Raw genomic sequence first — 26,069 nt, forward strand, 5'->3', positions numbered from 1 at the left:
TCATAATAATAAATAATAATATTACTTAAAGAGATTTGTAATGAAAATAAATAAAAATAATATCGGGATTTATATGTTATATATATATCCTGTGATTTTTTATCAATTCTATCATTATATTAGCATTAATGTTACTATTGCAAAATTGTTATTTTTTGCAATGATTTCGGGATTGATCATTTATTTGCTTCCAAGTCTCTTTAAAATAAAGAGAAAATCAAAATATGAAGTGCCGTTTCGTCTTTTGCTTTTGACCATTATTTTTTCGATGTTCAGTTCCTTATTATTTTGGGGGCAAGATATAATATTATCTTTTAGGGCGACAGCGCCATACTTAGGATTAATATATTTTTTCCTTTTAATGAAAGTAAAACCAGAAAAAGAACAATTAGAGAGAATTGCTTTCCTTTTTTGCTTTGTGTATATTATTTTATGGTGCTACGGTATGCTCAAAGCACCACAAGTTATTTTTAGTTCTGATCCTGATGCGGGTATTGACGATAGCCGAGGTATATTCAGACTATCATTAGAAGGTAAGGGTTTTTTAGTCCTCGGATTTTTTATTGCTGTAAATAAATATGTTTATGAAAGAAATGCGAAATGGATGATGTGTTTTGTATTCTTATTTACCATAATCATATTACAAGTTGCACGCCAAATGATCCTATTTAGTTTTTTAATCTCTGTAGTATTTCTATTAAGAAAAACAAAATGGCTTTGGATTATTGTGGCGTTAACTACTCTTGTCATTATTGTAAATGGCATTAACATCAACATTAACGATGATAGTTTAATAAGTAGATTGATTTACATCAGTACTAAACAGTTACAAGATCATAATACTGGTGATGAGAATGTTAGGCTTTTAGAATATCAATATTTTTTAACCTCTTACTCGAAAAATTTATTTACTGATATTTTTGGTAATGGGGTACCGCATGTAGAATCATTGTATGGTCATAAAGAAGTGAATATTAAGGAACTGTTCGCCTATTTTCTGAGTGATGTTGGATATGCAGAAGTTTTCATTCGATTTGGATTTATTGGATTATTTTTATATATACTAATGTTTTTCCGAGCTGCTAAACAATCTGTTTCTGCCGATGTTGTTTATGCAAAAATGTTTATAATTTATATTGCATGCGTATCTGTAACATCATCTTGGATATTTAAAGACATTATACCAATTTGTATTTCTTTTTATCTTTTAGAAATGGACTCTCTTAACAGAGTTAACAAGCTTAAATACCAACATTCTTAGGTTTTTAATCAATAGTGGAAAATAGAATGAAAGATATTAAATTTTCGATCGGCATACCTGCTTACAAGGCTAAATTTTTATATGATTGTATATTAAGTATAATTAATCAGACATATACAAATTTCGAGTTGATCATTGTTAATGATGCATCCCCAGAAGATTTGAATAGTATAGTACAAAAATTTAATGACGACCGTATAATCTATTCTAAAAATGAAAAGAATTATGGTGCCGAAGAAGTTATCGGCAATTGGAATAAGTGTTTATCGTTTGCAACGGGCGAATATTTTTTGCTAATGGGTGATGACGATACCTTGGATAAGCATTATTTAGAGGAGTTTTATAATGCGATCTTAGAGTATCCGCAGTTTAACGTATATCACTGCAGATCGAATATTATTGATGAACACTCTGTTATCACGTCATTAACTCAAAGTTGGCCTCAATATGAATCTTTACTAGATAATATGTGGCATAGATTGAATGGTTTTCGTCAGCAATTTATTTCTGATTTTGTATATAAGCGTGATTTCTTGATTGAAAATGATGGCTTTTTCTATAATAAACTAGCCTGGGCTTCAGATGATATCACTGCATATTTAGCAATGAAGGATAAAGGTATTATTCATATCAATAAGCCCTTATTAAACTATAGAAGAAGTCCGATAACTATTTCTTCTTCTGGCTCTGTTGAATTAAAGCTCCAGGCGATTGTATATGAGTATGATTGGTATAGTGATTTTTTATCTCAATGCTGCAATCTTGAAGAACAGGATAAATTGATTAAAGAAATAATAACAAAAGACTTAGATAAATTGAAACGCAAAAAAAACATACATACCTTGGCGTATAGTGGTTTTTTTAATGGTAAAAAATACTTATATAATCTTTTTTATTGGCTGTCTAAACTTGAGAAATATAATATATCCTTGAAAGACTATGCCTTTATCAACTTACTTGCTTTAAAAAAAGCGAAAGCCAAGTCTAGGTAATTGAATGAATATATACTTTTATCCGCCACCTCGGAATGATGAAACAAAAGTTGTGAACAACCCTTATTGTCAAGAGTTTATTAATTCATTAAACGCTGATTTTAATATCAACAAGAAGTCAAAATATTCTGTTGATATTTTAGATTTCTTATTTTCAGCATTTAAGAATGATGTTGTGATTTTAAATTGGATTGAGAATGTTGCGATAAAAAGGTTTGCAATAATTCAATTTATTATTGCTTTGTTCGTTTTTCTTATTCTGAAAATACGGGATGTCAAAATTATATGGGTTATGCATAATATATTCCCACATAAAGGGGATAATATTCTTGTTAAGTTAATGTTGCATCTATTATATAATCAAAGCGATATAATTATCACCCATTCTAAGCAGGCTGAGGCTTTTTTAAGAAGTAATAAAAAAATAAAAGGAAAAATTATTTTTGTACATCATCCTATTAATAAGTCTTTAATAAATAATAAAATTTCACCTCCTCACGATAATAATAGGGCAAATAAAACATATGATGCAATTATTTGGGGCTCTATAGAACCATACAAAGGAATACTAGAATTTTTGAAGTTCTACAGTTTGAATAAGAAAAAAAATATTGATAAAATACTAATAATTGGTAGGTGCAAAAATGAAAGTTATTTTCAAGAGCTTTTGAGTTGCTGCCCTGAAAATATAGAAATCCAAAACAGGAAAGTTGATTTTTCGGAGTTGGCTTTGTTGATTGAAGATAGTAAAAGCGTATTGTTTCCCTATAAGTCAGGATCTATATCAAGTTCTGGTGCATTGATGGATACCATTGCATTAGGAGGGCATGCCATTGGACCTAAAGTTGGTGCATTTAATGATCTAGAGAAAGAAGGACTATGCAAGACTTTCTCTGAGTACTCTGAAATTGATAACCTAATAGAAAATATAGAAAGCATAAATGTCGATAAGTTGTCTGATTTCATCAATAATAATACATGGGAAAGCTTTGGGGATTATATTTCTATGATGATTAAAAAAATATGTACCCCAAAAAAGGTAATGTCATGAAAAAAACAATATTTGTTGATCATACTTCACGTATTGGCGGTGCTCAACTTTCACTGTTTGATATAGCGATAGAGTTTAAAGAAAATTCCTCTGTTTTACTCTTTGGGGATGGTGAGTTTCACAAAATGCTTAAAGATAAAAATGTGGATGTAAAACTATATGATATAGAAAAAATACTATATCCCTTGAAAAGGAATGTTAGTTTTTTTAAGGTTTGCAAGTCCGCTTTCTTACTGATTTCAAAATTGTTCACAATTAGAAAATTATTAAAGCAATATGACGTTGTATATACAAACTCTTTTAAATCGTATGTGATATCCTCTTTAAGTTTGATTGGCATAAAAAAGAAAGTTATACTTCATTTAAGAGATGCACTAACAAAGGATAATTTTTCGGCAATTGTTATTAAAACCGTCATTAACTTTACAAAAATCTTTAATACGAATGTTATTGCTAATTCCTCTTATACTAAAGATTGTTTTATATCATCTGGTGGAAATAAAAAACAGTGTACTGTTATATTAAATGCAGTTAATGCTGATGACTTCTTGAGTATTAGCGATATAAATTACAATGAACAATTCTTAAATATATTGTCATTGGGCCGAATATCGCCTTGGAAAGGGCAACATATCGTAATCGAAGCAATTAAAGATCTTGATTTCGTCAAGTTAAGGATCGTCGGTTCCGCTAATTTCGGAGAAGATGAATATTTCAATTATTTAAAGAAACTAGTTTCAGATTATAACTTGCAATATAGGGTTGAGTTTTATCCATTTTCATTAGATATTAAAGAACACCTATCATGGTGTAATGTGTTTATACATTCTTCGACTTCTCCAGAGCCTTTTGGACGGGTAGTTGTTGAAGGTATGCTTGCTGGACGTATTGTCATAGCAACTGATTCTGGTGGCGTTCCTGAAATAATTAACGATGAATCTATCGGTATATTAGTTCCACCAGGAGATGCGACTAGCTTAAAACAAGCAATATGCAATATTGATAATAACAGAGAAAAATTTAAAACTGTTGCGACGCAAGGGCGGAAGAAGGCTTTAAAGGAGTTTTCGTTACCAGTTTTGTTTGCTAATATTTCAAGCTATATCGATAATGTTAAATGATTTTTCCGCCATGCAAATGAGGCTTATATGTTGAAATTGTTTTTATGTATATGGTGCTTTTTTAATATCACTGTTTCTTACGCAGAAGAATTCAACGTCGGAATCGCAGCTCATTTATTGTCGAATAACCCAGCCTCATTAGATCCTGGCACCGCTAATACTAAGATAAAATCAGCTGGTGGTAAGTATGTCAGAATGGATGCTTTGTGGCGTGATGTTGAAATAAAAAAAGGTCAATTAACAATACCGAAAAAATGGGATGAAGTTATTAACGAGCAGAAATCAATGGGTTTAGAACCTATATTGATACTAGCTTATGGTAATAAGTATTATCAAAATGGAGACAAACCTACGAATGAAGAGGCCATTAATGCTTATGTCAAATATGTCTCATATATGGTAAATCATTTCAAAGGACGAGTTAAATATTATCAAATATGGAATGAATGGAATGGTACAGCGGGCTCTACTTCGGTAGGCAGTGTCCGCGATTATAAGGTATTAGTAAAGGCTGTTTATCCGGCCATTAAAAAGATAAACCCTGAGTCAGTTATCATTACTGGTGAATTTTCTAATGGCGCCTTTAATAAAGAATTGGGACTGACATCTGAGGATTTCTTAAGGTTTTTTTTATCACCGGATATGGTTGAATATACCGATGTGATTGGTATTCATCCTTACGTAGTATACAGAACTCCACCATATAATGAATATTGGGCATACTTGTCACAAATAAAATATGCATCTAGTCTTATTAAAAATACTAGTGGATTTGCTGACAAACCACTTTTTATTACAGAGATAGGTTGGAGTACTGCAAACTCTAATAAAGGAATTAGTGAGGATTCTCAAAATAAATTTATTAGCAATGCTATTTGCGATGCCAAGAAAATTGGAATTTCAGCTGTAATTATATATCAATTAAGAGATGGTCTGCCGAATAATGCTCATCCAACAGAGCCGGGTTTTGGTATTTATAAGTATAACTGGGACGATAAACCAATAGTACGATCTCTTAAGAGTAAATCCTGCTGGTAACCGTAGGTCCATTAATATTTATTCTATGGTTATGTATATGATTTTTTAAACTATATTTTATGATGCATTAGGACTTTTTATGTTACAAAAACCAAATATTGGGATTGTTGCTGATTGGCTCGTTACATATGCTGGTGCCGAACGTGTAATAAAAGAGTTTTTAGATATTTTTCCGGATTCGGAACTATATTCTATCGTAGATTTTTTACAGCCTGAAGCTCGAAAAGAATTACATGGAAAAAATGCCGTCACATCATTTATTCAAAATCTGCCGAACTCAAAGAAAAACTATCAAAAATATTTACCTCTAATGCCTTTAGCTATTGAGCAATTAGATGTTTCTCCGCATGACATTATTCTCTCTAGTAGTCACGCAGTTGCTAAAGGTGTTTTAACGGGTCCTGATCAATTACATATTAGTTATGTTCACTCACCCATACGTTATGCTTGGGATCTTCAACACCAATACCTTCGGGAAGCTGGCTTTAATAAAGGGATTAAAGCATTTTTTGTCAAATATTTGTTACACAAAATCAGACTTTGGGATTATCGAACTGCAAATGGTGTTGATCATTTTATTGCAAACTCTCAATTTATCTCTAGACGTATTAAAAAAGTATACAATCGTGAGTCTACGGTTATCTATCCACCTGTAGACGTAGAGAAATTTACTCTTAATGATAGAAAAGAGGATTACTATTTTACTGCGTCAAGAATGGTACCATATAAGCGTATTGACTTGATTGTTGAAGCATTTTCTAAAATGCCAGATAAAAAACTGATAGTCATAGGCGATGGTAGTGAAATAGGTAAGGTAAAATCAAAAGCTGCAAAAAACATCGAAATCTTGGGATATCAACCCAATCATATTATGTTAGAGCATATGCAAAATGCAAAAGCCTTCGTTTTTGCGGCTGAAGAAGATTTTGGAATAACTCCTGTTGAGGCTCAAGCTTGTGGAACTCCAGTTATAGCTTTTGGCAAAGGAGGAGCATTGGAGACAATTCGGCCTTTGGGTGTAGATAAACCCACAGGAATGTTTTTTAATGAGCAAACTACTGAATCGATTATTAATAAAGTAAATGCCTTTGAACAAAACATAGATTTTTTCGAACCTGAAAACTGTCGTTCAAATTCCTTTAGATTCTCGGCGTCCCGATTTAAAGATGAAATGGACAGCTTTATTAATAGCAAGTGGTTGATTTTTCAGGAAGCTAAAAAAATTACTTATTAAATGCTTAAGGCTTAATGGATGTTTATGTTTAAACAATACCCTGCTATGATTATGGTGAGATTTTTATGAAAACTTTCTCGCATCGTGCACGTGCTAATGCTAATGCATCATTAATATCTATGGTCCAAAGATTTTCAGATATTTCTATTGTTTTTCTTGGCATATATTTAGTTTGTTTTTTTAGCGGGGTTAACTTTGGATATAAAAATATTGTAATTGCTTTATCTGTTATAGTGATTTTTCAAATGATAGGTGGTATAACCGATTTCTATCGTTCCTGGCGTGGTGTTAAAATATCTACTGAATTAATTCTTATACTAAAAAATTGGTCTCTTAGTTTTTTATTAACATTAGGAATCGTATCACTTACACCATCTTTTGATATTGCCTATCATGTGTTAGTTATTTGGTTTATATTTGTAACTGTTGGGTTTATATTGTGTCGCACTGGTATTCGTTTATGTGCGGGTTTTTTAAGGAAATTAGGTTATAATAATCGTATTGTTGCTGTTGTTGGGGCAACACCAGTCGGCATCAACTTACTTAAAGGGTTTATGGAAGAACCTTGGTTAGGTTTTGTTGTTAAGGGTATATATGATGATGATACTACCATAGATTTAGAAGGTGTCCCTTATGGTGGAAACTTTGAAGCTTTAATTAAAGAAGCAAAAGAAGGAAAAATTGACCGGATTTATATTGCTTTAAATATGAAGGATGAAGTTATTATTAAAAATGTTATTGCTCAGTTAACAAATACAACATGTTCTGTTTTGTTAATTCCTGATCTCTTTACATTTAATATTCTTCAGTCACGTACTGAAGAGATTAACGGAGTGCCAGTTGTTCCTCTTTTTGATACACCCTTGAATGGCATTAACATGGTTTTCAAACGGTTGGAAGATATAATAGTTTCATCGATCATTCTGTTTGTTATTTCACCAATCCTGATTGTTATTGCGTGCGCTGTTAAATTTACGTCACCAGGGCCAATTATATTTAGACAGATACGGTATGGCATGGATGGCAAGCCGATTAAGGTTTGGAAGTTCAGAAGTATGTCTGTTATGGAAAATGACAATAATGTTATACAAGCAACAAAAAATGATGTTAGGGTTACAAAAATTGGTAGATTTTTAAGAAGTACCTCCTTGGATGAGTTACCTCAGTTCTTTAATGTTCTTTTTGGCCAAATGTCAGTGGTTGGGCCAAGACCTCATGCCGTTGCTCATAATGAACAGTATAGATCTTTAATTCAAGGGTATATGCTTAGGCATAAAGTTAAACCCGGTATTACTGGACTTGCTCAAATTAACGGATGGAGAGGAGAAACGGACACTCTTGAAAAAATGGAAAAAAGAATTGAATACGATCTATTATATATCCGTGGGTGGAGTATCTGGTTGGATTTAAAAATCATTTTTTTAACTGTTTTTAAAGGGTTTGTTAATAAATCGGCATATTGATTCTTCTCTGATTATGAAACTTGTTACTTCTTTTTTTTTGCTTAATTTAAAAAACATGTAATATGTTCAAGGTTCTTAGATTTGTTAGTGTGATTAATATTTAATGCTGCGATGTTTTGTACTTTTGTACAGAGTGTACATGTTTTTTATATTTTATTACGTTTCTATTAATATTTTTTTGTATCTTGCTTGTTTAAGCGGAATAAACACATTTCAACTTCCACATTTTGAATGTCCTTTCTCTATTCTAATTGTCATCTTTGCGCTAACATAGTGATCACATAAGCTGCGAGTTTGTCGCAGTGACCACACCTGACAGGAGTATGTAATGTCCAAGCAACAGATCGGGGTTGTCGGTATGGCAGTGATGGGGCGTAACCTTGCGCTAAACATCGAAAGCCGTGGTTATACCGTCTCCGTTTTCAACCGCTCCCGTGAAAAGACCGAAGAAGTGATTGCCGAAAACTCAGGCAAGAAACTGGTCCCCTACTACACAGTACAAGAGTTTGTTGAATCCCTAGAAACACCACGTCGTATCCTGTTGATGGTGAAGGCAGGGGCTGGCACCGACAGCGCCATTGATTCTCTAAAGCCTTACCTCGATAAAGGCGACATCATCATTGACGGTGGTAATACCTTCTTCCAGGACACCATTCGTCGTAACCGCGAACTGTCCGCCGATGGTTTTAACTTCATAGGTACTGGTGTATCCGGTGGAGAAGAGGGGGCTCTGAAAGGTCCTTCTATTATGCCTGGTGGCCAGAAAGAAGCGTATGAACTGGTTGCTCCGATACTGAAGCAGATTGCTGCAGTTGCTGAAGACGGTGAGCCGTGTGTCACCTATATCGGTGCTGATGGCGCTGGCCATTATGTGAAGATGGTTCATAACGGCATCGAGTATGGCGACATGCAGTTGATTGCCGAAGCCTATGCTCTGTTGAAAGGCGGTCTGGCACTGTCCAACGAAGAGCTGGCACAAACCTTCACCGAATGGAACGAAGGTGAACTGAGTAGCTACCTGATCGACATTACCAAAGATATCTTCACTAAGAAGGATGAAGAGGGTAAATACCTCGTCGATGTCATCCTTGATGAAGCGGCAAACAAAGGTACCGGTAAGTGGACCAGCCAGAGCTCACTGGATCTTGGCGAACCTCTGTCTCTGATCACTGAGTCCGTGTTTGCTCGTTATATCTCTTCTCTTAAAGACCAGCGTGTGGCGGCATCGAAAGTTCTGAGCGGCCCGCAGGCTCAGCCGGCAGTTGATAAAGCTGAATTTATCGAAAAAGTGCGTCGCGCGCTGTACCTCGGTAAAATCGTTTCCTATGCTCAGGGCTTCTCGCAACTGCGTGCTGCTTCTGATGAATATCACTGGGATCTTAACTACGGTGAGATCGCTAAGATTTTTCGTGCAGGTTGTATCATTCGTGCTCAGTTCCTGCAGAAGATCACCGATGCTTATGCGCAAAATGGCGGCATTGCTAATCTGCTGTTGGCTCCATACTTCAAACAGATTGCGGATGACTATCAGCAGGCGCTGCGTGATGTGGTAGCCTATGCCGTGCAGAATGGTATTCCGGTACCGACGTTCTCTGCAGCAATTGCCTACTACGACAGCTACCGTTCTGCGGTTCTGCCCGCTAACTTGATTCAGGCTCAGCGTGATTACTTTGGTGCGCACACCTATAAGCGAACCGATAAAGAAGGTGTATTCCATACAGAGTGGCTGGAATAATCTTTATTTGTCGCAGTCAGGCCATTAGGCCTGACTGTTTTTATCTTTATATTTAATTTTATAAACTGACCAAATACATTTCCTTTCTGAAAGTATTTATAATATCTAATTTTAAGGCTTTTAAGGCTTTTAAGGCTTTTAAGGCTTTTAAGGCTTTTAAGGCTTTTAAGGCTTTTAAGAATTTACCATGTTTATTATCTTGTGCCTCTATATTAGTTTGCTTCTGGCCTCAGTAATTTACTGGGTGTTAAATAACAGGGTTTTAATTAAAGGAAATTGATATGTTACTTCCTGTGATAATGGCTGGCGGTACCGGCAGTCGTCTCTGGCCGATGTCTCGCGAGCTTTACCCGAAACAGTTCCTCCGGCTGTACGGGCAGAACTCCATGCTGCAGGAAACCATCACCCGACTCTCGGGCCTTGAAATCCATCAACCGATGGTCATCTGTAACGAAGAACACCGTTTCCTGGTGGCCGAACAGCTGCGCCAGCTCAATAAACTGTCGAATAACATCATTCTCGAGCCGGTCGGGCGCAACACCGCCCCGGCCATTGCCTTGGCGGCCCTCCAGGCCACTCGCCACGGGGACGACCCGCTGATGCTGGTCCTTGCCGCAGATCATATCATCAATAACAAACCAGTCTTCCACGATGCGATCCGCGTCGCCGAGCAGTATGCCGATGAAGGGCATCTGGTAACCTTCGGGATTGTGCCGAATACCCCGGAAACCGGCTACGGCTACATCCAGCGCGGCGTTGCGCTTACTGACAGCGCCTATACCCCTTACCAGGTGGCCCGCTTCGTTGAGAAGCCGGACCGGGAGCACGCCGAGGCCTACCTCGCCTCCGGGGAGTACTACTGGAACAGTGGTATGTTTATGTTCCGCGCCAAAAAATATCTCTCCGAGCTGGCCAAGTTCCGCCCGGATATTCTTGAGGCCTGCCAGGCCGCGGTCAGCGCCGCGGATAACGGCAGCGATTTTATCAGCATTCCGCATGACATTTTCTGCGAGTGCCCGGACGAGTCCGTCGACTACGCGGTGATGGAAAAAACCGCCGATGCAGTGGTGGTCGGTCTCGATGCCGACTGGAGCGACGTCGGTTCCTGGTCCGCCCTATGGGAGGTCAGCTCGAAAGATGAGCAGGGCAACGTGCTCAGCGGCGATGCGTGGGTGCATAACAGCGAAAACTGTTACATCAACAGCGACGAGAAGCTGGTGGCGGCGATTGGCGTGGAGAACCTGGTGATTGTCAGCACCAAGGACGCGGTGCTGGTAATGAACCGCGAGCGCGCCCAGGACGTCAAGAAGGCGGTCGAATTCCTCAAACAGAACCAGCGCAGCGAGTACAAGCGCCACCGTGAGATTTACCGTCCCTGGGGCCGCTGCGACGTGGTGGTGCAGACCCCGCGCTTTAACGTCAACCGCATCACGGTTAAACCGGGCGGCGCCTTCTCCATGCAGATGCACCACCACCGCGCGGAGCACTGGGTTATTCTCGCTGGTACCGGCCAGGTGACGGTCAACGGCAAGCAGTTCCTGCTGACGGAGAACCAGTCCACCTTTATTCCTATAGGGGCCGAGCACAGCCTGGAAAACCCGGGCCGTATTCCGCTGGAAGTGCTGGAGATCCAGTCGGGGTCATACCTCGGCGAAGACGATATTATCCGTATTAAAGACCAGTATGGTCGTTGCTAATTTTTCGGGACAAGACGCAGAATGACACAGTTAACATGCTTTAAGGCTTATGACATCCGTGGTGAACTGGGCGACGAGCTGAACGAGGACATCGCCTACCGTATCGGGCGCGCCTATGGCGAATTTCTGAAACCCGAGAAGATTGTGGTGGGGGGCGATGTGCGCCTCACCAGCGAGTCGCTGAAGCTGGCGCTGGCCCGGGGGCTGATGGACGCCGGCACCGACGTACTTGATATCGGTCTGAGCGGCACCGAAGAGATTTACTTTGCCACCTTCCACCTCGGGGTGGACGGCGGGATCGAGGTGACGGCGAGCCACAACCCAATGAACTACAACGGCATGAAGCTAGTGCGCGAGAACGCGAAGCCCATCAGCGGCGACACCGGGCTGCGCGATATCCAGCGCCTGGCGGAGGAGAACCAGTTCCCGCCGGTGGACCCGGCGAGCCGCGGCACCCTGCGTCAGATTTCTGTGCTGAAGGAGTACGTCGACCACCTTATGGGCTACGTGGACCTGGCGAACTTCAACCGTTCGCTAAAGCTGGTGGTGAACTCCGGCAACGGGGCTGCGGGGCATGTGATTGATGAGGTGGAGAAACGCTTCGCGGTGGCCGGGGCGCCGGTGACCTTTATCAAGGTGCATCACAAGCCGGATGGGCATTTCCCAAACGGTATTCCGAACCCGCTGCTTCCGGAGTGCCGCCAGGACACCGCCGATGCGGTGCGCGAGCATCAGGCGGACATGGGGATTGCCTTTGACGGCGACTTCGACCGCTGCTTCCTGTTCGATGACGAGGCATCGTTTATCGAGGGGTACTACATTGTCGGCCTGCTGGCGGAAGCGTTCCTGCAGAAGCAGCCCGGGGCGAAAATCATTCACGACCCGCGCCTGACGTGGAACACAGTGGACATCGTAACCCGTAGTGGTGGCCAGCCGGTGATGTCGAAGACGGGGCATGCGTTTATCAAGGAGCGGATGCGCCAGGAAGACGCCATCTACGGCGGGGAGATGAGTGCGCACCATTACTTCCGAGACTTTGCGTACTGCGACAGCGGGATGATCCCGTGGCTGCTGGTGGCGGAGCTGCTGTGCCTGAAAAACAGCTCGCTGAAGTCGCTGGTGGCGGACCGCCAGGCGGCGTTCCCTGCCTCGGGGGAGATTAACCGCAAACTGGGTAATGCGGCGGAAGCGATCGCTCGTATCCGGGCGCAGTATGAGCAGGCGGCCACACACATCGACACAACGGATGGTATCAGTATTGAGTACCCTGAGTGGCGCTTTAACCTGCGCACATCCAACACGGAGCCAGTGGTGCGTCTGAACGTTGAGTCCAGAGCGGATAGTAGTCTGATGGAGAGTAAAACAAAAGAAATACTCAATCTCCTTTCATAAAGTAATCAAACAATTAATGAAAATAATTTGGCGTCATTTAAAGATACTGTATATCTTTTGAAATCAAAAGATTCATTAATTTCTCTCTCTTTAATTAAAGGGGCATTTAAAAATGCTATGCCCTTTTATCAACGAAACTATTTCGGACAAGATTATCATGAAGATTCTTGTAACAGGTGGCGCAGGTTTTATTGGCTCTGCCGTGGTTCGCCATATCATTGAAAATACCTTGGATGAAGTCCACGTGGTGGACTGTCTGACCTATGCCGGCAACCTCGAATCCTTGGCTACGGTGGCCGGGAGCGAACGCTACTCATTTTCCCAGACTGATATCACCGATGCCGCTGCCGTGTCTGCGCAGTTCAGCGAATTCCGTCCGGATATCGTGATGCACCTTGCTGCGGAAAGTCACGTGGATCGCTCCATTGACGGACCTGCGGCTTTTATCCTGACCAACGTGATCGGCACTTTTACTTTGCTAGAGGAGGCCCGCCACTATTGGTCCACCCTCGGCGAGCAGCAGAAACAGTCCTTCCGCTTCCACCATATTTCCACCGATGAAGTTTATGGTGATCTGCATGGCACCAATGACCTGTTCACCGAAGAAACCCCATACGCGCCGAGCAGCCCGTACTCTGCCTCCAAAGCCGGCAGCGACCATCTGGTTCGTGCCTGGAACCGCACCTACGGCCTGCCGGTTGTGGTGACCAACTGCTCTAACAACTATGGCCCTTATCACTTCCCGGAAAAACTGATCCCGCTCACTATCCTCAATGCCCTGGCGGGTAAACCACTGCCGGTATATGGCAACGGTGAACAGGTCCGTGACTGGCTATATGTCGAAGACCATGCTCGTGCTCTGTATAAAGTAGCGACAGAAGGCAAAAGTGGCGAGACCTATAATATCGGCGGCCATAACGAGCGTAAAAATATCGACGTGGTGCGCACCATCTGCGCCATTCTCGATAAGGTGGTGGCCCAGAAGCCAGGTAACATCAGCCACTTTGCAGACCTGATCACCTTTGTGACCGACCGTCCGGGGCATGACCTGCGCTACGCTATTGACGCCACGAAAATTCAGAGCGATCTCGGCTGGGTACCACAGGAGACGTTCGAGAGCGGCATTGAGAAAACCGTGCACTGGTACCTGAATAACCAGTCCTGGTGGCTGCGTGTGCTAGACGGCTCCTATGCTGGCGAGCGTCTGGGCCTGAATAACTGATATCTGTCTGATAAAGGAAAAGATGTATGAAAGGTATTGTTCTGGCCGGCGGCTCCGGCACGCGTTTATATCCGATCACCCTGGGCGTTTCCAAGCAACTGCTGCCGATCTATGACAAGCCGATGATTTTCTACCCAGTATCAGTCCTGATGCTTGCAGGCATTCGCGACATCCTGATCATCTCCACGCCGGACGACATGCCTTCTTTCCAGCGCCTACTGGGTGACGGATCGCAGTTTGGTGTGAACTTCAGCTACGCCATTCAGCCGTCCCCGGACGGCCTGGCGCAGGCCTTTATCATTGGCGAGAAGTTTATCGGCAACGATGCCTGCGCTTTGGTACTGGGAGATAATATCTACTTTGGGCAGAGCTTCGGCAAAAAGCTGGAAGTCGCGGCGGAAAAGACCTCCGGTGCCACCGTGTTTGGTTACCAGGTGCTGGATCCGGAACGCTTCGGTGTGGTGGAGTTCGACGAGAACTTCAAGGCGCTGTCAATCGAAGAGAAGCCACTGAAGCCGAAATCAGACTGGGCAGTGACCGGTCTCTACTTCTACGACAACAACGTGGTGGAGATGGCGAAAGACGTGAAGCCTTCGGCGCGTGGAGAGCTAGAGATCACCACTCTGAACCAGATGTATCTGGATCGCGGTGATCTGCAGGTCGAGCTGCTGGGACGCGGTTTTGCCTGGCTGGATACGGGCACCCACGACAGCCTGATCGAAGCTTCACAGTTTATTCATACTATTGAGAAGCGCCAAGGGATGAAGGTCGCCTGTCTGGAAGAGATTGGTTACCGTAATCAATGGCTGTCGGCGGAAGGGGTGGCAGCTCAGGCCGAACGCCTGAAGAAAACTGAATATGGTGCCTACCTTAAACGTCTGCTCAGTGAAGACTGAACCTAGCTGGCCATTAAAGGAAGATAACAAGATGAAGATTTTACTGATTGGCAAGAATGGCCAGGTGGGTTGGGAGCTACAGCGCTCGCTTTCCACGCTCGGCGACGTGGTTGCGGTGGACTACTTTGATAAGGAGCTGTGTGGCGACCTGACTAATCTGGAAGGTATTGCGCAGACCGTACGTATTGTCCGCCCGGATGTGGTGGTGAATGCTGCCGCACACACGGCGGTGGACAAGGCAGAAAGTGAGCGGGAGCTCTCCGACCTGCTGAACGTCAAAGGGGTGGCGCTGCTGGCAGCGGAGTCGGCGAAGCTGGGGGCCCTGATGGTGCATTATTCCACGGACTATGTCTTCGACGGAGCCGGCAGCCATTACCGCCGGGAAGATGAAGCGACCTGTCCGCTCAATGTCTATGGCGAAACCAAGCGAGCGGGTGAGCTGGCCCTGGAGCAGGGTAATCCGCATCACCTGATTTTCCGTACCAGCTGGGTGTATGCCACTCGCGGCGCCAATTTTGCCAAAACGATGCTCCGCCTGGCGGGCGAGAAAGAGACCCTCTCTATCATCGACGACCAGCACGGAGCGCCAACTGGAGCAGAGCTACTTGCGGACTGCACGGCAACGGCGATTCGCGAAACGCTGCGTAATTCGGCACTAGCAGGCACTTATCACCTCGTAGCCTGTGGGGAAACCAGCTGGTACGACTACGCCCGATATGTGTTCGAGGTGGCAAGAGCACATGGTGTGGAGCTGGCGGCTCAGGAAGTGAAAGGCATCCCGACCACTGCCTACCCGACGTCTGCCAAGCGCCCGCTGAACTCGCGGCTGTCGAATGAAAAGTTCCAGCAGGCATTTGGTGTGACTCTCCCGGACTGGCGTCAGGGCGTGGCACGCGTGGTAACAGAAGTCCTGGGCAAGTAAATGGGTAGCAAAAGATGAACATTATTAAAACAGATATTCCTGATGTGCTTATTTTTGAACCGCGCGTGTTTGGTGATGCGCGGGGCTGCTTCTTTGAGAGCTTCAGTAGTAAGGTGTTTAATGAAGCTATAGGTCGCAATGTGGATTTCGTCCAGGACAACCATTCCCAGTCTCAGAAAGGCGTACTACGCGGGCTGCACTACCAGCTGGATCCGCACGCACAGGGTAAACTGGTACGCTGCGTTGAAGGTGAGGTGTTTGATGTGGCGGTGGATATCCGTCGTTCATCTTCAACCTTTGGCAAATGGGTAGGGGCGGTCCTCAGCGCAGAGAATAAACGTCAGTTGTGGATCCCGGAAGGATTCGCCCACGGATTTATGGCACTGAGCGACACGGTGCAGTTTGTCTACAAGGCGACGAATTACTACGCATCGCAGTCTGAACGGAGCATTATCTGGAACGATCCGGATATTGGGATTGACTGGCCGGCCCTGAGCGGCTGCGCGCTGTCGCTGTCGGAGAAAGATCTGCAGGCACATAATCTGGCCACCGCGCAAGTGTATAAATAATTTTGTTGTCGTTCCAAAACATGGCGGTTTCTTGGTGGAACTTGTCATGCTTATTTGTTTGATGGGCGGGAGCAACAGGCTGACTTGACTTACCTTCTTTCTCCGCGTAAAACCGCCAACAGCATTATTTAAATTCGTGGCTATCCGCCATGCCCCAGTTAACTGATTAAAGTGTGATCGAATGAAAATTACTATTTCCGGTACCGGTTATGTCGGTTTATCGAACGGCATCCTGATTGCGCAAAACCACGAAGTGGTGGCGCTTGATATCATTCAGTCCAAAGTAGATATGCTTAACCAGAAGATTTCTCCGATTGTCGATAAGGAGATCCAGGAATATCTGGCCGAAAAGCCGTTGAATTTTCGTGCCACAACTGACAAGCAGGACGCTTATCGCAATGCTGACTATGTCATTATTGCTACGCCGACTGACTATGATCCAAAAACGAACTATTTCAATACTTCTACTGTTGAGGCCGTCATTCGTGATGTTGCAGAGATTAACCCTGGTGCCGTAATGATTGTGAAATCGACCGTTCCTGTTGGTTTTATCCGTGATATCAAAGAACGTTTCGGTATTGATAACGTTATTTTCTCTCCAGAGTTTCTGCGCGAAGGTCGTGCGCTGTATGACAACTTGCATCCCTCCCGCATCGTTATTGGTGAGCGTTCCGAGCGTGCAGAGCGTTTTGCCAATCTGCTGAAGGAAGGGGCGATTAAGCAAGATATTCCGACTCTGTTCACTGATTCGACTGAAGCCGAAGCGATTAAACTGTTTGCCAATACCTACCTTGCACTTCGCGTTGCCTATTTTAATGAACTGGACAGCTATGCTGAGAGCCAAGGTCTTAACAGTCAGCAAATAATTGAAGGAGTGTGCCTGGATCCTCGCATTGGGAACCACTATAACAATCCGTCGTTTGGCTATGGCGGCTACTGCTTGCCAAAAGATACTAAGCAGTTGCTGGCAAACTACGAGTCGGTACCGAACAACATCATTGGCGCTATTGTTGATGCTAACCGCACCCGTAAAGATTTTATTGCCGATTCTATTCTTGCCCGTAAGCCGAAGGTGGTTGGGGTTTATCGTCTGATAATGAAGAGTGGTTCAGACAACTTCCGTGCGTCCTCTATCCAGGGCATTATGAAGCGTATTAAAGCCAAAGGTATTCCTGTTATTATTTACGAACCCGTCATGCAGGAGGGGGAGTTCTTTAACTCTCGTGTGGTGCGTGATCTTGAAGCTTTTAAACAGGAAGCTGACGTTATTGTTTCTAACCGCATGGCGGAAGATCTTGCTGATGTCGCTGATAAGGTTTATACCCGCGATTTGTTCGGTAACGATTAAACATAATCACCGGTAGATTATCCTACCGGTGATGTCATTTATTTGTTGTTAATGCTTTTTCTCTTTCTTAACTCTTAGAAATGGCGAGTTGAAAAAGAATTGCATATTCATTTTTTTTGTTAAATAATAAAATAGAATTGGGAATATGATGCCAATTAAAGTACCAAAGAAAATATGTGTATACCAATTATTGATATGAAGGATTTTACTTATTATTATTCTGGCCCCACTTCCTGCCAGGATGTGTGTTAAATATATTACCATACTGAGTTCGCCTATTTTACGGAGCCAGAAAATGTTTTTTTGTTTTAGCTCTATAGATAGGTTGGTTATTAGTAGTATAGCCGTAATGGCAAGCCAGAATGTGAATATGCCCGTCTGAGTGTAGTTCATATTGTAATAGAAGTGAAAAAGATACTGTGAGCAAATGAATAATAAAGTAAGTATAATTAAGCTGAGTTTTGAAAATATTTTTTCTATATGTTTATAGTAAGTGTTAAAAATACAACCAATAAAGAAGAAAACAATGTTGTTAGTTATATAATCAATATGAAGTTGAGTTCCTATTTTAGCACTGAAAATATATGCGACGCAGGAAGCTAGAATAACTAGCGGTAATGCTTTTATGAAATATCTATGATGATAAATGATACATGCTAGAATAAATATCATAAATAAAGCATATAAAAACCAAAACTGAGCTCTTGGTTGGAATGGGAAGCTGAGTACCTCTATCATATTGGTTTTGGCATTAGTATATTTAGATAAGATAACTTCAGTAGTGCCTTGTAGAAGTGACCATATAATATAGGGGTAAATAATTGTGTTTAATTTATTTAATGTAAAGTCAAGCTTGGTGCTTTTTTGAATTGAACTTATAAAAAACAATCCCGACAAGAAAAAAATAATGGCATATGAAAAGAATAAATGATGCTATCAAGTTTCACAAAGAAGGTATTTGAGATACTTATTCCTGAACTATGCAAACCTCTGTTCACATGTCCAAATACAACTAATATTATCCCGATTGCCTTTGCGTAATCAACCCATATATATCGCATTTTGCCCATCCATTTGATTAAAAATGATGTCTATATTGTATTTGATGTATATTATTTCCATTTTTAATAAAAAGCAACTATTTTTGGTTTGGTTAGTTGTTACTATCCATTTATATTGTAGAGTGAGGATGGTATATTAAATTATATGGTTGTAGTCTTTTTAATACTAAATTTGTCGTTACGGTTGTTGTCTATTTGTATGTTCTCTGGGTTTATGTTGTTATTTGACCACTCGGATTACTTTTGACTTAAAATTGGTGTGGCGATAATCAGAAGCTGACTGATTTTTATAGTGATTTACACTATTATTTAAAATGTGGTTAGTGCTTGTATTTAATCTCTTGTAACTATATGTTATATGATGCTTTTTACAAGGCTCTTGGTTTTTTAACGCTCTGTTGTTTTTTTATTATCATATTTATTATGCCTTTTATGAAGAAAACAATTCTGCATCTGCCATGATAATTTTATTCCTCACGCCATTTTTAATTTTTATAAGATGTGTTAGGCCTAAATGTCAGTAAGTTATCATGTATATGTCAAATTTTTACTGCCATGATTATTCATGGATGAATTTAACTTTCCCATATGAAATCTTATCACCAAATAAATAGAAATTATCGGATTTATGGAGTATGCAATCTCACTTGTAGGTTATATCTGTATGCTTTCGGGCCGGGTGTAAAAAGATCGCGACATTACTTTTTTATCACTGATTTGAGCTTGTTTATAACTTTTTCCATGCTCAATAACAAGGTGTGGCTCATAACTATTTTGTTCCCATAAATAACCCCCTATCTGATCCTGAGTATTACGAATTATTAATTAATAGTGGCTATATATAAAATATACCCTTAAAAAATAAGTTATACGATAGTGTTTTTATACCTTTGTATTATAAAACTCATGACCAAACTGCTAAAATTGTGACTTAGTGCGCGTTCTAACACTCCACCCATTGCATCGTCCGAACAGGTCGGATATGTTGTATCTACCTTGTAAAGAGCTACCGTCACTGTGATGTAGATGCTGGAGATAAGCGCCGGAAGGTAAAACGAAGCCTGCAATGCAGGCTTTTTTTATTTCTGTGACAAGATTATTGCATATGTTCTTCAGCAATTTTTTAATTTCCGTTCTATAAAGAGTCCGTACCGAAATAAAACGATACCCCTTACTCTATCAAAATTTTTCTTCCCTGCCAGTTTACTGATACCCCAATTACCATTGACGTTTATTAAACGATAATTTCGTTCTTTTTCTATCCTTTAAATAAGAAATTAAAAAATAAACAGAAACAGAAACAGAGAGCAGTATGGCAGCAGTAACTAAGAATAATAGGTTTTCCATAAGATCTACCAGAGCGAAAGTAACGGAAATAAATGATTAGGTTGAAATTAAAGGACGGATGGAAACCATCTTTATCGTAATAATATAGCTTCTTTCCAGGAAAATTCCTATGCGGTAATTATGTTTTTTTAATGAATAATAAAAAACTACGCATATAAAAAGCTTAGCGTTAGCTTCTGATTTTTGGCAAAGACTATGCTTTTAGCTTGTTAGAGGCATTTTCAGACAGTTATAAAGGGGGAATGTAAGCACACCCACTTTAGTTCCACGCACTTTTTGAGAGTTCCGGTTTATCAGCCATCAGCCGGTACTCTTCCGGCGTCAGGTTATTCAGGGACTCATGAGGTCGCTCGCTGTTATATTCCATCAACCAGCGCTCAGTAATTTCCCGTGCTTCATTCAGTGTTCTGAACAGATAAAAATCCAGTATTTCTGTCCGGTACGTCCGGTTAAAACGCTCGATAAAGGCATTCTGCGTTGGCTTTCCCGGCTTAATAAATTCCAGCATCACGCCATGCTCCTCTGCCCACTGTGCCAGAGAGACCAGTTCTGGTCCGTTATCCATCCGCATCTTCAGTAGATAACCGCGGTTTGCCACTATCCTGTCCAGCACTCTGATCACCCGCTGCGCCGGGATATTCAGGTCGATTTCTATCGCCAGTGCTTCGCGGTTAAAGTCATCCACCACATTGAAGGTCCGGAAGCGTCTGCCACAGATCAGCGCATCATGCATAAAATCGATGGACCAGCTCTGGTTTAACGCCTCCGGCGTGGCCAGTGGTGCTGGGTTACGCACTGGCAGACGCTGCTTTCCCCTGCGACGAAAATTCAGTTTCAGCAGGCAGTAAATCCTGTGAACGCGTTTATGGTTCCAGGTGTGCTCCTGCCTGCGCAGAAGCTGGAACAGCTTCTTAAAACCGTATCGCGGATAGCGCTCCGCCAGCTCAGTCAGTGCCTGGATCACCCGTTCATTGTGCCGGGTATCGGGCTGGTAAAAATAAACCGTCCTGCTCAGCGATAACATCCTGCATGCCTGACGTACACTCATCGAAAACACCTCTTTCAGATAGCTGACGAGTTCACACTTTATCACTGGTTTTAAAGCTTTTTTTCGATGACGTCTTTTAGTGCGCGATTTTCCAGACTCAGGTCGGCAAACATCTGTTTGAGGCGGCGGTTTTCGTCCTCAAGATCTTTTATCTTTTTGATATCAGAGGCTTCCATCCCACCGTACTTTGCTTTCCAGTTGTAGTACGAGGCTTCAGAAATTCCTGCTTCGCGGCAGACATCCTTGACGGCACGTCCGGCTTCAACAGACTTCAGGACAGCGATGATCTGGTGCTCAGTGAATCGGGCTTTACGCATGGCGATCTCCTCAGGGGACATAATCAGTATGTCGGAAGATCTCTAAAAGTGAATGGTTCGTTTTGCCGGGATGCTTACAGAAATCTTGGGCCCTTTCATCAAGAGTTTAAGAGCTCGGAAGTGAAAAAAGTCATTAAAATTAGCCACAGAGAATAGCTGCTAAACGGAAGAGAGAGAACGATACCCGGAAGGGAGAACCGCAGCCACGCAGCTGCGGTTCAGAAACTGATTGCGCGATTATGCCTTGTAGTAGGCCTTATACCAGTCGACGAAATTCTTCACGCCTTCTTTGACGGTTGTCTGCGGTTTGAAGCCAACAAGATCGTACAGCGGTTTGGTGTCCGCGCTGGTTTCAAGTACGTCGCCCGGCTGGATAGGCATCATATTTTTTTCAGCGATCATTCCCAGCGCCTCTTCCAGGGCGGTGATGTAATCCATCAGTTCAACCGGAGAGCTGTTGCCGATATTGTACACGCGGTACGGAGCAGAGCTGTTTGCCGGCGAGCCATTCTCAACGGTCCACTCCGGGCTTGGCTGGGGGATCACATCCTGCACGCGCACAATAGCTTCCACAATATCGTCAACGTAGGTGAAATCACGTTTCATCTTGCCGTAGTTGTACACATCAATACTCTTACCTTCCAGCATGGCTTTAGTGAATTTGAACAACGCCATGTCAGGGCGACCCCACGGGCCGTATACGGTGAAGAATCGCAGCCCGGTAGTCGGTATCCCGTAAAGGTGGGAGTAGGTATGCGCCATCAGCTCATTCGCTTTCTTGGTGGCGGCATAAAGAGAAACCGGATGATCGACCGAGTCGTCGGTTGAGAACGGCATTTTACGATTCAAACCGTAGACGGAACTGGACGATGCGTACAGCAGGTGTTCGACCTTATGGTGTCGGCAACCTTCCAGAATGTTCAAATAGCCGATCAGGTTGGAGTCGGCATAGGCATGAGGGTTTTCCAGCGAGTAGCGAACGCCGGCCTGAGCGGCCAGGTGGATCACGCGGTTAAACTTCTCTTCTGCGAACAGTCGTGCAATGCCTTCCCGATCGGCAAGGTCGACTTTGTGAAAACTGAAAAGGGAGGATTGCAGTAAATCCAGACGCGCCTGCTTAAGATTGACGTCGTAGTAATCATTCATGTTGTCGATACCAACAACCTGATGACCCGCCTCAAGAAGGCGCTTGCAGGTGTGGAAACCGATAAATCCTGCGGCTCCAGTGACTAAAAACTTCATGTTCATCCTCCGGGTTTGTTGTTTCCCGCTATATATAATCGCCGATTTTACACCGGGTTGCCTTGGGGGTCATCTGCTTTCCCGTTTCCGGATCTTCATGAAGCAGTCAGAGAAGGGGAGTGCTTAAGAAGCGGCAGATCGCATCTGCGCTATATTCCCTATATTATTTTTTGCAAATAAAAATCATTATCATTTAAATGTAAGTTAGCATCATAATAATACCTATAGTTTCTTATACCAATAATTGATGTTCTGCCGATAAAGTACTCAATGCGAGATCGAGCGTGTCCTATGGACTATATTGTTACTGATTATATGTTTTCCGAGTATTTCGCCGCTGAATGCTCGTTATTTCTATGTTAATTGAACGGTTTTTATTTTTTTTAGTTACATATCAGTTGGTTATGGTTTTTCTTTGAAATTGTGTAAATAATGTATCCTTGTTGTTTGCTTTTTACATGAATTGATCCGCCATGCTTTTTGATTTTTATTCTTAGTTACCAGCGTTATAATGCGCGGATAATCTATGCATCACAGCATTGTTGTTTTGCAGGGTAATGCTTCCTCAGAACATTTGGTGACCTGTGTTACAAACCCTGAAATGGATATTCTTTCTCGGGGGGGCAGAATATGAGGAATGGGGTGGATCGTTGCGCCAGTTTAGCTACCCTTGATGCTTTAGCGACGCATACAGCAGCTTTACTGACGCGTTGAGCCAGTGTTCAGCGAACGTACCTTTGATGTCGGTGATCCCGGGTTCTTGCTAAATGAGAAAGTCCTGATGGATAGCCGGTAGCAAAAGGGAGAAAGTGGCGCCTGCGCAGCTGCCGCCTGATGCGCGACTTACGGCCTGAAAACAGAGATATGGCTACCGAGGTATATCTCTGTTTTTGGTTATTCATCGCGGGTCTCTCTGGGCTGTTTGCCTGTGGCGGTAAGACTCAGCGGAAAGGTCAGTTCCTGGGAAATGGCAATTGTTTGCTGTTACCTGCTGTCCGAGAGTCCCGAAATGATGATGACAGTGTACAGAAGCGTTACGCGTTTTGGTTGCGATAGCCAATGGCGGTAGCGTGCCTGAAATTTATGATACATGCTTAATTAGCATATAACTATTTGAAAAACGAGATAAAGTATGAAGATCCTTGTTACGGGTGGCGCGGGTTTTATCGGTTCCGCCGTTGTTCGTCATATTATTGAAAATACCCAGGATAACGTTCGCGTCGTGGACTGCCTGACGTACGCAGGTAATCTCGAGTCTCTGGCACCCGTAGTCCAAAACGAACGCTATTCGTTTTCATGCACGGATATCACCGACGCACAGGGGATCGCCGGGCAGTTCAGTGAGTTTCAGCCGGATATCGTGATGCATCTGGCGGCTGAAAGCCATGTTGACCGCTCTATCGACGGCCCGGCCGCCTTTATCCAGACGAACCTGATCGGCACCTTCACGCTGCTTGAAGCGGCACGTCACTACTATCAGTCGCTGAACGATGCGCAGAAACAAGGCTTCCGCTTCCATCACATCTCCACTGATGAAGTCTACGGCGACCTCGATGGCACCGATGACCTGTTCACTGAAGAAACGCCGTATGCGCCAAGCAGCCCGTACTCGGCCTCCAAAGCCGGCAGCGATCATTTAGTCCGCGCCTGGAACCGCACCTACGGTCTGCCGGTGGTGGTGACTAACTGCTCGAATAACTATGGCCCGTATCACTTCCCGGAAAAACTGATCCCGCTGACCATTCTCAACGCGCTGGCGGGCAAACCGCTGCCGGTTTACGGCAACGGCGAACAGATCCGCGACTGGCTGTACGTCGAAGACCACGCGAGGGCGCTGTATAAAGTGGCCACCGAAGGCCATAGCGGCGAAACCTACAACATCGGCGGTCATAACGAACGTAAAAATATCGACGTGGTGAGAACCATCTGCGCCATTCTCGATAAAGTGGTGGAGCAGAAGCCGGGCAACATCAGCCACTTTGCCGACCTGATCACCTTTGTTAAAGACCGTCCGGGCCATGATCTCCGTTACGCCATTGATGCGGCTAAAATTCAGCGCGACCTCGGCTGGGTGCCGGAAGAAACGTTCGAAAGCGGGATTGAGAAAACGGTGCACTGGTACCTGAACAATCAGACCTGGTGGCAGCGCGTGCTGGACGGCTCCTATGCCGGTGAACGTCTTGGTCTGAATAACTAATTAAGGTGGATTGCAGGATGAAAGGTATTGTTCTCGCTGGCGGCTCCGGCACCCGTTTGTATCCGATTACCCAGGGCGTATCTAAACAGCTGCTGCCGATTTACGACAAACCGATGATTTACTATCCGGTCTCGGTGCTGATGCTGGCCGGTATCAGGGACATCCTGATTATCACCACGCCGGAAGATATGCCGGCCTTTCAGCGTCTTCTGGGGGATGGTTCGCAGTTTGGGGTGAATTTCAGCTACGCCATTCAGCCATCGCCGGACGGCCTGGCGCAGGCCTTTATCATTGGTGAAGAGTTCATCGGGAATGATGCCTGTGCGCTGGTGCTGGGCGACAATATCTACTTCGGGCAAAGCTTCGGTAAAAAACTGGATGCGGCGGCCAGCAAAACGTCGGGCGCCACCGTTTTTGGCTATCAGGTGCTCGATCCGGAGCGTTTTGGCGTGGTGGAGTTTGATGAAAACTTCAGGGCGCTGTCGATCGAAGAGAAGCCGCTGAAGCCAAAATCAGACTGGGCGGTGACCGGTTTGTACTTCTATGACAATGACGTGGTAGAGATGGCGAAAACGGTAAAGCCTTCCGCACGCGGTGAGCTGGAAATCACCACCCTGAACCAGATGTATCTGGAGCGTGGAGATCTGCAGGTTGAACTGCTGGGCCGCGGTTTTGCCTGGCTGGACACCGGTACCCACGACAGCCTGATTGAGGCCTCGCAGTTCATTCATACCATTGAGAAGCGTCAGGGGATGAAAGTGGCCTGTCTGGAAGAGATCGCCTTCCGTAACAAATGGTTGTCTGCCGAAGGGGTTGCGGCGCAGGCCGAGCGGCTGAAGAAAACGGAATACGGCGCGTATCTGAAACGCCTGCTCAACGAGCGTTAATCGCCTGCCGATAAAATACAGGGTATTCG

General features: G+C 43.3%; 20 protein-coding genes and 1 pseudogene. 17 read left to right on the forward strand and 4 right to left on the reverse strand.

What is annotated here, in order from left to right:
• Positions 1-40 precede the first annotated feature (40 nt).
• The 15 genes from GO007_RS14170 to ugd all read left to right on the forward strand — a co-directional run bounded on the left by GO007_RS14170 (position 41) and on the right by ugd (position 17,941).
• A complete protein-coding gene (locus GO007_RS14170; protein WP_095100891.1) occupies positions 41-1,261 on the forward strand; it encodes a hypothetical protein in 1,221 nt (406 codons plus the stop codon).
• A 26-nt stretch (positions 1,262-1,287) separates the two neighbouring features.
• Complete coding sequence (locus tag GO007_RS14175; protein ID WP_095100892.1) at positions 1,288-2,253, forward strand: glycosyltransferase family 2 protein; 966 nt, start codon at positions 1,288-1,290, stop codon at positions 2,251-2,253.
• Positions 2,254-2,257: 4 nt separating this feature from the next.
• Entirely contained in the window at positions 2,258-3,304 is a 1,047-nt protein-coding gene (locus GO007_RS14180) for a glycosyltransferase family protein (protein ID WP_143350170.1), read from the forward strand.
• Positions 3,301-4,425 carry a glycosyltransferase family 4 protein gene (locus GO007_RS14185; protein ID WP_157349203.1) on the forward strand — a complete coding sequence of 375 codons (1,125 nt, stop codon included), beginning with the start codon at positions 3,301-3,303 and terminating at the stop codon, positions 4,423-4,425. Before GO007_RS14180 ends, GO007_RS14185 begins: the two co-directional genes overlap by 4 nt.
• A gap of 27 nt (positions 4,426-4,452) precedes the next feature.
• Positions 4,453-5,463 carry a cellulase family glycosylhydrolase gene (locus tag GO007_RS14190; protein WP_143350171.1) on the forward strand — a complete coding sequence of 337 codons (1,011 nt, stop codon included), beginning with the start codon at positions 4,453-4,455 and terminating at the stop codon, positions 5,461-5,463.
• A gap of 79 nt (positions 5,464-5,542) precedes the next feature.
• Complete coding sequence (locus GO007_RS14195) at positions 5,543-6,697, forward strand: glycosyltransferase family 4 protein (protein ID WP_095100895.1); 1,155 nt, start codon at positions 5,543-5,545, stop codon at positions 6,695-6,697.
• 65 nt (positions 6,698-6,762) lie between these two features.
• Positions 6,763-8,160 (forward strand): undecaprenyl-phosphate glucose phosphotransferase, encoded by a 1,398-nt coding sequence (gene wcaJ / locus GO007_RS14200; RefSeq protein WP_095100898.1) that lies wholly within the window; start codon positions 6,763-6,765, stop codon positions 8,158-8,160.
• Between the two features lie 328 nt (positions 8,161-8,488).
• Complete coding sequence (gene gndA / locus GO007_RS14205; protein ID WP_095100900.1) at positions 8,489-9,895, forward strand: NADP-dependent phosphogluconate dehydrogenase; 1,407 nt, start codon at positions 8,489-8,491, stop codon at positions 9,893-9,895.
• Between the two features lie 281 nt (positions 9,896-10,176).
• Positions 10,177-11,592 carry a mannose-1-phosphate guanylyltransferase/mannose-6-phosphate isomerase gene (locus tag GO007_RS14210; protein ID WP_095100902.1) on the forward strand — a complete coding sequence of 472 codons (1,416 nt, stop codon included), beginning with the start codon at positions 10,177-10,179 and terminating at the stop codon, positions 11,590-11,592.
• Between the two features lie 21 nt (positions 11,593-11,613).
• Entirely contained in the window at positions 11,614-12,984 is a 1,371-nt protein-coding gene (gene rfbK / locus GO007_RS14215) for an O9 family phosphomannomutase RfbK (protein WP_095100904.1), read from the forward strand.
• A 157-nt stretch (positions 12,985-13,141) separates the two neighbouring features.
• Positions 13,142-14,206: a dTDP-glucose 4,6-dehydratase gene (rfbB, locus tag GO007_RS14220; protein WP_095101365.1), complete on the forward strand. Its 1,065-nt coding sequence runs from the start codon at positions 13,142-13,144 to the stop codon at positions 14,204-14,206.
• A 26-nt stretch (positions 14,207-14,232) separates the two neighbouring features.
• Positions 14,233-15,102: a glucose-1-phosphate thymidylyltransferase RfbA gene (gene rfbA, locus GO007_RS14225; RefSeq protein WP_095100906.1), complete on the forward strand. Its 870-nt coding sequence runs from the start codon at positions 14,233-14,235 to the stop codon at positions 15,100-15,102.
• 31 nt (positions 15,103-15,133) lie between these two features.
• Positions 15,134-16,024, forward strand: a complete 891-nt coding sequence (gene rfbD, locus GO007_RS14230) for a dTDP-4-dehydrorhamnose reductase (RefSeq protein ID WP_095100908.1) — start codon at positions 15,134-15,136, stop codon at positions 16,022-16,024.
• A gap of 14 nt (positions 16,025-16,038) precedes the next feature.
• Entirely contained in the window at positions 16,039-16,593 is a 555-nt protein-coding gene (gene rfbC, locus GO007_RS14235; RefSeq protein ID WP_095100910.1) for a dTDP-4-dehydrorhamnose 3,5-epimerase, read from the forward strand.
• A 181-nt stretch (positions 16,594-16,774) separates the two neighbouring features.
• Positions 16,775-17,941, forward strand: a complete 1,167-nt coding sequence (gene ugd / locus GO007_RS14240; protein ID WP_095100912.1) for a UDP-glucose 6-dehydrogenase — start codon at positions 16,775-16,777, stop codon at positions 17,939-17,941.
• A 48-nt stretch (positions 17,942-17,989) separates the two neighbouring features.
• Here the strand turns inward: ugd and GO007_RS14245 are convergent.
• The 4 genes and pseudogenes from GO007_RS14245 to GO007_RS14260 form a co-directional block, all read right to left on the reverse strand.
• A pseudogene (locus tag GO007_RS14245) lies at positions 17,990-19,011 on the reverse strand (acyltransferase family protein).
• 1,209 nt (positions 19,012-20,220) lie between these two features.
• Positions 20,221-20,349: a small membrane protein gene (locus GO007_RS14250; RefSeq protein ID WP_143350172.1), complete on the reverse strand. Its 129-nt coding sequence runs from the start codon at positions 20,347-20,349 to the stop codon at positions 20,221-20,223.
• A 259-nt stretch (positions 20,350-20,608) separates the two neighbouring features.
• Positions 20,609-21,714, reverse strand: a protein-coding gene (locus GO007_RS14255; RefSeq protein WP_143350173.1) for an IS3 family transposase whose coding sequence is annotated in 2 segments (ribosomal slippage) — positions 20,609-21,453 and positions 21,453-21,714 — 1,107 coding nt in all. Because the reading frame shifts where the segments join, the coding sequence is not laid out codon by codon here.
• Between the two features lie 237 nt (positions 21,715-21,951).
• Positions 21,952-22,956, reverse strand: coding sequence for an NAD-dependent epimerase (locus GO007_RS14260; protein ID WP_095100915.1), 1,005 nt, complete (start codon positions 22,954-22,956; stop codon positions 21,952-21,954).
• A 1,132-nt stretch (positions 22,957-24,088) separates the two neighbouring features.
• Here GO007_RS14260 and rfbB (GO007_RS14265) point away from each other — a divergent pair.
• Both rfbB (GO007_RS14265) and rfbA (GO007_RS14270) read left to right on the forward strand, forming a co-directional pair.
• Complete coding sequence (rfbB, locus tag GO007_RS14265) at positions 24,089-25,153, forward strand: dTDP-glucose 4,6-dehydratase (protein WP_095100916.1); 1,065 nt, start codon at positions 24,089-24,091, stop codon at positions 25,151-25,153.
• 17 nt (positions 25,154-25,170) lie between these two features.
• On the forward strand, positions 25,171-26,040 hold the full coding sequence (gene rfbA, locus GO007_RS14270) for a glucose-1-phosphate thymidylyltransferase RfbA (RefSeq protein WP_095100917.1): 870 nt from the start codon (positions 25,171-25,173) through the stop codon (positions 26,038-26,040).
• Positions 26,041-26,069 lie beyond the last annotated feature (29 nt).

Source organism: Klebsiella sp. 10-1, from assembly GCF_009758445.1.
Taxonomy (GTDB): Bacteria; Pseudomonadota; Gammaproteobacteria; order Enterobacterales; family Enterobacteriaceae; genus Klebsiella; species Klebsiella scottii.